Raw genomic sequence first — 9,244 nt, 5'->3', positions numbered from 1 at the left:
TGACCATTGAATGTGAATTGTTCCTTTCCGGTTTCCAAATTCCAGACTTTGAGAGTTTTGTCATCGGAAGCGGAAATTACCTGCTTGCCATCAGGGGTGATAGCGACTGCATTTACCCAGAAAATATGACCATTAAGAGTGAATTGTTTCTCTCCAGTTTCCAGATTCCAGACTTTGAGGGTTTTGTCAGAGGAAGCGGAAATTACTTGCTTGCCATTAGGGGTGATGGCAACTGCATTTACTGAGTTGCCGTGACCATTGATCGTGCGTGACAAATGTCCCCCTGGTGGTGTTAAACTAGGGATTAATAGACATAACCAAGGGGGAGTTGTTTCCTGCTTTGCCTGTAACAATAAGGCTTGAATTTCTGGAATTTTTAAGCTTATTAAACGCCCCCATAATTGACTTACTAATTGCCTTTTATCCTCGACTAAGATATGCGCTGATAGTCGCAGCGCTCCTTGAATTAACTTCAATATATTTACTTTGTATGAGTTATACTCTGGATTCTTTAATAACTCTAAATCATAATCATCAATTAAGGACTGTACACCAAATTCAGAATGGTTAATCTTTGCTACCATAAAATCAAAATCAGTCAGGGTTTGGTAATACTTCTCTAATTTTCCCGACTTCACCAAGCTTGGCGCTAAACTACCCAAGTAAGCACGTTGAAACGCAGGACTTTGTGCCGCTAATTTGTCAGCAAATTCTCCCATTTCACGCCATCTTCCCGATAAGGTAGTCTGCAATGCGTTGATTAACCTCTTGAAATAGCTTCCGTTTGGAATCCAAAACCCGTTTTGCTTTCAAAAAGTCTAAAAAACTAGCGTGATAGATGCTATGGCAGATTTCTCCTTTTATATCCTGCTCCTTCAAATACTCAACCCACTCATCTAAAACTGATTGCACATCATATTCCTCCTGTTTGGCAATATCTGCTATCATCTTCCAGGTAATTGGTGTGCCAATCTCCACTAAAATAAACAGGATAAATACTTTTACTTCTTGGGGCTTTGCATCCATCCCCATACGTCCCCAATGAACTTGATAATAGTCCTGAAGACCATCGGGTAATTCCTTTAAACTCAGGTCTTGATAGTCACCTTTAGCAATTCCTGGCAAAACATAGCGCAGGTACATGAAATTATTTTCACTCTTAGTTGCTACCTGCTCAACAAAATCATTATCAGAAATATTGCGGACTTGAATCCATTGTCTAAGTGCCTTATTATGGTCTTCATCGACATTCAAAAATAACCCAATATACTTTTTGATATCTTCACGGCTCAAATTAACATAGTCATTTGCCCTTAAATCTAGCTCCTCCATCGGGACATCTGGTGCAGACAAGCGTTTTTTATCTATAGTATATGGTCGTCTAGTCAGCAGAAAATAGACACCTTCCGGTAGCGCCGTTGGTAAATCTAAAAGATTTCCCCCAGCTTCTTGCTCCACTTCATCCAAAGCATCAACTACAATTACCAGACGTTCACTAACAGGAATTTTTTTACTAACTTGTTCTAGTAAATCAGCTAAATTAGCCTTCTCGACATTCTGCAACTGGTAACGCTTACTTAATTGTTTGCGAATACTTTCAAGAAATAGCTCCGTTCGATTGCTACTAGTTTGGCGAATATTAAAATAGCATGGTGATTTATTGTCCCAGACGTATTTAGCAGCAATGGTACTCTTCCCCATACCCGCATCACCCACTACTGTAAAATAACCACTGCGATTTTTCTTGCAAAATTGTTTAAATGCATCAAAAACAAACTGACGGCCACAAAACGAGCGAATTTTCTCTTTAATTAATGACTTAAATTCTGCTGAGTACTCGTCTAAATTCCATTCAGGAAAAGGTTCAAACTCTTTCGATTTACTTTTTTTGGCAACTTTAATAAATATTTCCCCAAACTCTTCTAACTGCGATCGCAGTTCAATTCTCATCAATCGGATATCAAATTCTGAATCCTTCCCCTGCAAAAACTTTTCTACTTCCTTGTAGAAACCCAAGGGATTATTTGAAGTATAAGCACTCCAAAAAGCATTTTTAATTTCTCTTTCTCGAAAAAGATTCAGCAGTACTTCCTGCTTATCCACACCATACTCAATTAAAGAATAAACATAAACACCCTCAACATCTTTAGGTGGTTGTACTGGGTCAAAATTGAATTGTTTTAAGGTTCTAACTACAGTTTCATTGCGTTGAGCTTGATTAATAACTAGAGAAGCCGCAGGTTTAGCAATACTTTTAAGTGCATTAACTACAAGGTCAATATTCATCTTCGCTAGCAGTAGAGATAATTTGTACACCTGTAACTTATCCTAACGACTGATGCCAAAATTAAGCAAATACACAGTTATATAATAGCGATACCTTTGGTAAGCTGCGCTAACGCTCCCTCTTCCTCAGCGTCCTCTGCACCTCTGCGGTTCAATATCTCATGCTTGATTAGCAAAGTGAGATCACCCTCTCATATCCAAAATATAGTGAAGAATGGAGCGTAGGCGTAGCCCGTCGTAAACATCGCATAGCTGTTTAGAAGTCCTAAACTTGCAGTTTGAGGCTCAAAGGCGCAACTATCAGCCTCAAAGGCGCAACTATCAGCCTCAGAGGTGCAACTGTCAGGCTCAAAGGTGCAACGTTCAGCCTCAAAGGCTCATTTGTCGTAATCTAACCCTTAACACTACATCAACAAAGGTGGTTTATGGCCAAAATAATTCAGTTAGTGATACCTATTGTTTGAAAATCCCCCCAACTCTCTTTTTAAGAGGGTTGGAGGGATGAAGTTAACTAAACTATATGGTTTTATGAAGAATAAGCATCCATTGGCAGACAAGAACAAACAAAATTCCGATCGCCAAAGGCTGCATCAATGCGACCAACAGCAGGCCAAAATTTATACTCACGAGTCCAAGGCGCAGGATAAGCAGCTTGTTCACGAGAATAGGGATGATGCCATTCTCCGATGATGAGGCTTTCGGCAGTGTGGGGTGCGTTCTTCAAAACATTATCTTCAGCATCCACCTTGCCTGATTCTATTTCGGCGATTTCTTGGCGAATAGAAATCAACGCATCACAGAAACGATCCAACTCTTGCTTAGATTCACTTTCTGTAGGTTCTACCATGATTGTACCCCCTACAGGCCAGGAGACAGTTGGCGCATGGAAACCGTAGTCCATGAGACGCTTGGCAACATCATCGATTTCGATCGCAGCTGATTTTTTGAGCGATCGCAAATCTAAAATACATTCATGGGCAACTAGACCATTTTTCCCCTGATACAAAACCGGATAGTAAGATTCCAGTTTCTTAGCAATGTAGTTAGCATTGAGAATCGCCACCTTAGTTGCTTGGGTTAAACCAGCTGCACCCATCATCGCAATGTACATCCAAGAAATCACCAAGATACTAGCACTACCCCAAGGCGCAGCAGCAACAGCACCAATACGTTGGGAATTAGAGATTTCTTCCCCACTCCCCACAACAGGGTGTCCAGGCAAAAATGGCACAAGATGAGAGGCAACGCCAATCGGCCCCATACCAGGGCCACCGCCACCATGAGGAATACAGAAGGTTTTGTGCAGATTCAAGTGACAGACATCGGCGCCAATATCCCCAGGACGACAAATTCCCACTTGGGCGTTCATATTTGCCCCATCCATGTAAACTTGTCCACCGTGACTATGAACAACAGCGCAGATTTCCTGAATTGGCTCCTCAAAAACACCGTGAGTTGAGGGATATGTCACCATCAAGGCAGCGAGTTTATTGCTGTGTTTTTCTGCCTTACTCTTCAAGTCATCGACATCAATATTACCTTGTGAATCACAGGCAACTGCCACCACCTTCATCCCGCACATTACCGCACTTGCAGGGTTTGTCCCGTGTGCAGAGGTAGGAATCAAACAAACATTGCGGTGTGCTTCATCACGATTTTCGTGATACTGACGAATCACCAAAAGTCCCGTATACTCTCCTTGAGAACCAGCATTTGGTTGCAGAGAAATTCCCGCAAACCCGGTAATTTCAGTTAACCATGCCTCAAGTTGCTTAAACAGGATTTGATAACCTTGCGTTTGCAATGCCGGGGCAAATGGATGAATCTTGCCAAATTCCTCCCAAGTTACCGGAATCATCTCAGCTGTCGCATTCAACTTCATTGTGCAAGAACCCAAGGGAATCATCGATGTAGTTAGCGACAAGTCCTTGCTTTCTAGTTTGTGCAAATAGCGCAACAACTCAGTTTCTGAGTGATAGCGGTTAAAAACGGGATGGGTAAGATATGTACTTGTACGGGAGAGATGGGGAAGAGAGGGAGAAGTTAATTCTTCGAGGGTAAAGGGTAAATCATCTGTACCAGCGAAAATCTGCCAGAGGTCGATTAAGTCTTCTGATGTAGTTGTTTCATCTAGCGAAATACCAACAGCAGTTGCATCAAAAACCCGCAGGTTAATTTGAAGTTGTTCACTAGTTGCCAGAATATCTTCTAAATTGCGTCTTCCCAGTTCTACTCGTAGCGTATCAAAGAAATCTTTGTCACTGATGCTATAACCCAAACGCTTCAGTCCTTCTGCCAGCAACACCGTCAAAGAGTGGATATTTTCGGCAATTTGCTTGAGTCCAGTCGGGCCATGATAGACGGCGTACATACTCGCCATTACTGCCAGTAGCACCTGTGCAGTACAGATATTACTAGTAGCTTTTTCGCGGCGGATGTGCTGTTCGCGGGTTTGCAAGGCGAGACGCAATGCAGGCTTACCTTGGGCATCTTTTGATACTCCCACAATTCGCCCTGGAACCAGCCGCTTATACTCTTCCTTCGTAGCAAAGTATGCCGCGTGAGGTCCCCCAAACCCCAACGGAATACCGAAGCGCTGCGTGCTGCCGACAGCAATATCAGCGCCAAATTCCCCAGGAGGGGTTAGCAAAGTTAAACTTAAAGGGTCTGCTGCTACCGTCACCAATGCACCCTTAGCATGGGCTTTTTCTATAAAAGCGCGGTAGTCATAAATGGTGCCATCACTTGCAGGATATTGCAGAACAGCCCCAAAAATTGCTTGATCAAAATCAAACGTCTGATGATCGCCGATAATAATCTTAATCCCTAATGGTTCAGCCCGTGTTTGCAACACGTCGATAGTTTGGGGATGGCAATCACCAGAGACGAAATAAGCATTTGCCTGATTTTTGGAGACACCGTAGCTTAGGCTCATTGCTTCGGCTGCTGCTGTGGCTTCATCCAGTAACGAGGCATTGGCGATTTCCAAACCTGTTAAATCGATAATCAGGGTTTGAAAATTCAGCAGCGCTTCCAATCGCCCTTGGGCAATTTCTGGCTGATAAGGAGTGTAGGCAGTATACCAACCGGGGTTTTCCAAGATATTGCGTCCAATTACGGGTGGGGTAATAGTGTCGTAATATCCCATACCAATGTATGAGCGGAAAACCTGATTTTTGGCAGCAACTTTTTTTAACGATGCCAGTGCTGCATACTCACTTTCTGCTTCTGGTAACTTTAACGGTTGCTTGAGCCGAATTGCCCGTGGAACGGTTTGGTCAATTAGGGCATCCAGGCTGGGAAACCCCAAAACCTTAAGCATTTGCTGGATGTCATCAGAGTTAGGACCAATGTGTCTTGGCGCAAAACTACTTAACTTTTGACTTCTTTCGTCCAGCACTTGCTGCTCATTAGACTTGAGAATGGGGGCGTTTAATACCACAAATTCTTCTCCAGATGGTACTATTTCATATTTTGCAATAAATACTCATGAAATTTAGATGAACTGAAAAGTTACATCTAAATTTCATGATTTATCTTCGGGTGCAGTGGGAGATGAGGGAGATGAGGGAGAAAATTTCAAGTAGATGACACAAAAATATTTACAGTTCTTGCAAAGCAAGCCCAGCCCTTGTGATTGCTTGATTCCGCTTTTCTACCAGACGCTACCGCGTAGCTTGCTTCTCCAAAAAAGTACGCTCCATTCGCAATGACATTGTGTAATTAATTCTGTCCCCCTTGTCCCCCTCATCCCCCCCTACTCCCTACTCCCCTTCTACCAGGGCGCGATACTCATCTGCTGTCAAGGCATCCTCAACTTCGCCAGGGTCATTGACGCGCACTTTCAAAAACCACCCTTCCCCGTAGGGGTCTTCTGATACTTCTTCAGGAGAATTAATTAAAGCTTCATTGCGTTCTATAACTGTGCCTGTTATGGGTGAATTCAGTTCTTCAACGGCTTTCACTGATTCAATTGTGCCAAAGTTTTCTCCCCTGATAAGAGCGTCACCAATTTCTGGCAGTTCTAAAAAGACGATATCACCCAATTCATGTACGGCAAATTCAGTAATGCCAATGGTGGCAATTTCCCCATCTAGTCGCACGTATTCATGAGAATCCAGGTATCTGAAATCTTGAGGATATTCAAAAGACATATCACTTCCTCTCCCTTATCAAAAAAATTATTACCCCAACAGTCATCCAAGCCATATCTAGTAAATGAACCTTACTGTAGATTGAGTAACTTACAACACATTATTCCTCAAAAACCTCGACGCTTATCAGTTGGCGACACGATTTTTTGACCGATAAAAGGGACGTTTAACTACAACTGCTGGATAAGCTTTGCCGCGAATTTCGACTTCTAGCTGCTGAGTGACAGTTGCTAACTGGCTGGGAATGTAGGCTAAGGCAATGGGATAACCAAGTGTGGGCGACAGAGTGCCACTGGTAACTTCTCCCACAATTTTACCTGCGGATAACACTTGATAGCCGTGACGGGCAATGTTGCGTCCTTGGGTTTGCAAACCTACCAATCGGCGCTGCACTCCAACGGCTTTTTGCTGTACTAAAACTTCCCGACCAATAAAATCGCCTTTGGTATCTAAGTGAACTAGCCATCCCAAACCTGCTTCTAAGGGTGTGATGGTGTCATCGATATCTTGTCCGTAAAGTGCCATCGCCGCTTCTAGCCGCAGGGTATCTCTGGCACCGAGTCCACAGGGGATAACACCAGCATTATGGAGACTTCGCCACAATTCTACTCCCACATCTGGATCTACCATCACTTCAAAGCCATCTTCTCCGGTGTAACCTGTGCGGGCTAGGAAGGCAGGTTTAGCTAGTAATGTTGCTTCTAAATGTCCGAAGGCTTTGATTGGTTGTAAGTCTTCTTGCACTAATGGCTGGAGATATTTAATCGCTTTTGGCCCTTGCACGGCAATTAAGACTTTATCTGGTGAAAGGTCTTGGAATTGCACCTTATCTAAGTCAAGGTGTTGCAATAGCCATGCTTTATCTTTACTGGAGGTTGCCGCATTGACTATGATAAATGCTCTCTGTGTCCCAGTGGAGTCTTCACCTTGGTAATAAACAATGATGTCATCAATAATTCCGGCTTGGGGATTTAACAATACGGTGTATTGTGCTTGACCGGGTTGCAAACGACTCAAGTCTGAAGGCACTAGAGGCTGGAGTTGGGAAATCAGGTTTTTACCTTGGAGGGTAAATTTGCCCATGTGGGAAATATCGAACATTCCGGCTGTATTTCTTACAGCCTCGTGTTCGCGGCTAATGCCACTAAATTGCACGGGCATTTCCCAACCGCCAAAGCTGGTAAGTCGGGCTTTGAGTTCTACACCCAATTGATATAAGGGGGTTCGCGCCACAGTTTGGGCGTTGTCTTCTTGATTAGCCACAGGTAATTATTTTGCGATCGCACCTCAACATCTATCATCCTACGAGATGCCTTCTACTTTTACAGACTTGTGTATCAAATTTGGGCATTGGGCAATTCAATTTTGGATTTTGGATTGACGATAGCGGAGCGTTAGCGAGTCCGCGATAGCGGAGCGTTAGCGAGTATTCGAGCGTCGCGTTTTTTGGATTAAATTTCAATTCTTTAATCCAAAATCTAAAATCTAAAATTCTTACTCCCCCCATCCCCCTCATTCCCCACTCCCCTTCTGTAAGCTTTAATAGTTAATGGTACAAGTGTTGAGATTTATTAAGAAGAGATTATGAAATATTGGCAACTGTTAGCTAGCTTTGTCTTAGCTATGGTTCTTTTTTTGTTTCCCCTATCGGCGCAAGCTGCAAGTTCTTCGAGTATTACCCGTTCTGTGGGGAATGATGAACTTAAGGGTAAAGATTACTCTGGTCAAAGTTTAATTGGTACTGAGTTTACCAATCTCAAGTTAGAGAATGCTAATTTTAGCAATGCTAACTTACGTGGTAGCGTGTTTAACGGTAGCGTATTGCAGCAAGTAAATTTGCATGGTGCTGATTTTAGTGAAGGCATAGCCTATCTAACAAGGTTTAAGAATGCTGATTTAAGTGATGCTGTGTTGACCGATGCAATGATGCTGCGTTCTACTTTTGATGGCGTGGATGTCACTGGTGCTGATTTTACGAATGCGATTTTAGATGGCATACAAGTGAAAAAACTTTGTGTGAAAGCAGGTGGTGTGAATTCTAAAACTGGTGTGGATACTCGCCAGTCTTTAGGATGTAAGTAAAATCTTACCCCTTCTTCGTTGGTGGAGGCAGAGTGGTTTCATACAAGCAGAGAAAAACTGAAACTGGGTTTCAAAACCTCTCCCCACGGGGCTACGAGGCTTTGAATCTTACTCCCCAATCCTATAAAGGTTGGGGCTGTTCTTGTTAGGTCTGTATTTCACTCAACTAAGAACTGCTATAGTAAGGAGCGATGTCTACGATGGTTACTGAGCTTGCCGTTCGCGCAGCGTCTCGTAGAGAAGTACGGGTTATTCGGTGACGCCCGAACTTGAGATAAGGGACTGACAAATACAGGACTTACGCAAACAATAAAGAATGATTTTTAGATAGGGGCAATACCCTGCGATCAGCAAAAGCTACATGAATTGCCCCAAAGTGCGTATAGTTTTGCGTAAGTTCTAAAATAAAAAAATACTCAACTACTGATTGTGGGGTGGGCGTCTCGCCATTGGTGTCAACTTCAGAAAAAATCTGCTTTGAGAAGACGTTTTGCCCTCATCCCCTAACCCCTTCTCCCAAAATTGGGAGAAGGGGAACTAGAGAATTTGCTCCCTTCTCCCAAAATTGGGAGAGGGACTGTTCTTGTGAGGGTCAAACCTCGAAAGCTTGCCAAGGCTAATTTCTACGTTACAGCAATTTTCAGGTAAATAGACCACAGTGGTTGAACCAACCGAAGGCATCATCTTCGGTAATATAATTTACAGCGTCAGCCATAGCTTGA

Annotated in this window: 5 protein-coding genes and 1 pseudogene; 1 reads left to right on the top strand and 5 read right to left on the bottom strand. The window is 43.1% G+C overall.

The features are described 5' to 3' along the window. From ACYTXL_RS13540 to gcvT, 5 genes and pseudogenes are all read right to left on the bottom strand, one after another. Nucleotides 1-752 (bottom strand): annotated as a pseudogene (locus tag ACYTXL_RS13540) (hypothetical protein); the annotation flags it as partial. Further along, complete coding sequence (locus tag ACYTXL_RS13535; RefSeq protein WP_461925206.1) at nucleotides 721-2,316, bottom strand: P-loop domain-containing protein; 1,596 nt, start codon at nucleotides 2,314-2,316, stop codon at nucleotides 721-723. The gene ACYTXL_RS13535 and the pseudogene ACYTXL_RS13540, both read right to left, overlap by 32 nt. 496 nt (nucleotides 2,317-2,812) lie before the next feature. After that, complete coding sequence (gene gcvP, locus ACYTXL_RS13530) at nucleotides 2,813-5,728, bottom strand: aminomethyl-transferring glycine dehydrogenase (protein ID WP_461925205.1); 2,916 nt, start codon at nucleotides 5,726-5,728, stop codon at nucleotides 2,813-2,815. A gap of 322 nt (nucleotides 5,729-6,050) precedes the next feature. Continuing rightward, nucleotides 6,051-6,440: a glycine cleavage system protein GcvH gene (gene gcvH / locus ACYTXL_RS13525; protein WP_461925204.1), complete on the bottom strand. Its 390-nt coding sequence runs from the start codon at nucleotides 6,438-6,440 to the stop codon at nucleotides 6,051-6,053. Between the two features lie 126 nt (nucleotides 6,441-6,566). Further along, on the bottom strand, nucleotides 6,567-7,703 hold the full coding sequence (gene gcvT, locus ACYTXL_RS13520; protein ID WP_461925203.1) for a glycine cleavage system aminomethyltransferase GcvT: 1,137 nt from the start codon (nucleotides 7,701-7,703) through the stop codon (nucleotides 6,567-6,569). A 321-nt stretch (nucleotides 7,704-8,024) separates the two neighbouring features. Between gcvT and ACYTXL_RS13515 the strand changes: the two genes are divergently transcribed. Next, nucleotides 8,025-8,522: a pentapeptide repeat-containing protein gene (locus ACYTXL_RS13515; protein WP_461925202.1), complete on the top strand. Its 498-nt coding sequence runs from the start codon at nucleotides 8,025-8,027 to the stop codon at nucleotides 8,520-8,522. Nucleotides 8,523-9,244: the final 722 nt, after the last annotated feature.

The sequence above is a fragment of the Nostoc sp. genome (assembly GCF_054880495.1).
The sequence above is the reverse complement of the archived record's forward strand: the minus strand, read 5'-3'. Positions and strand labels throughout refer to the sequence as shown.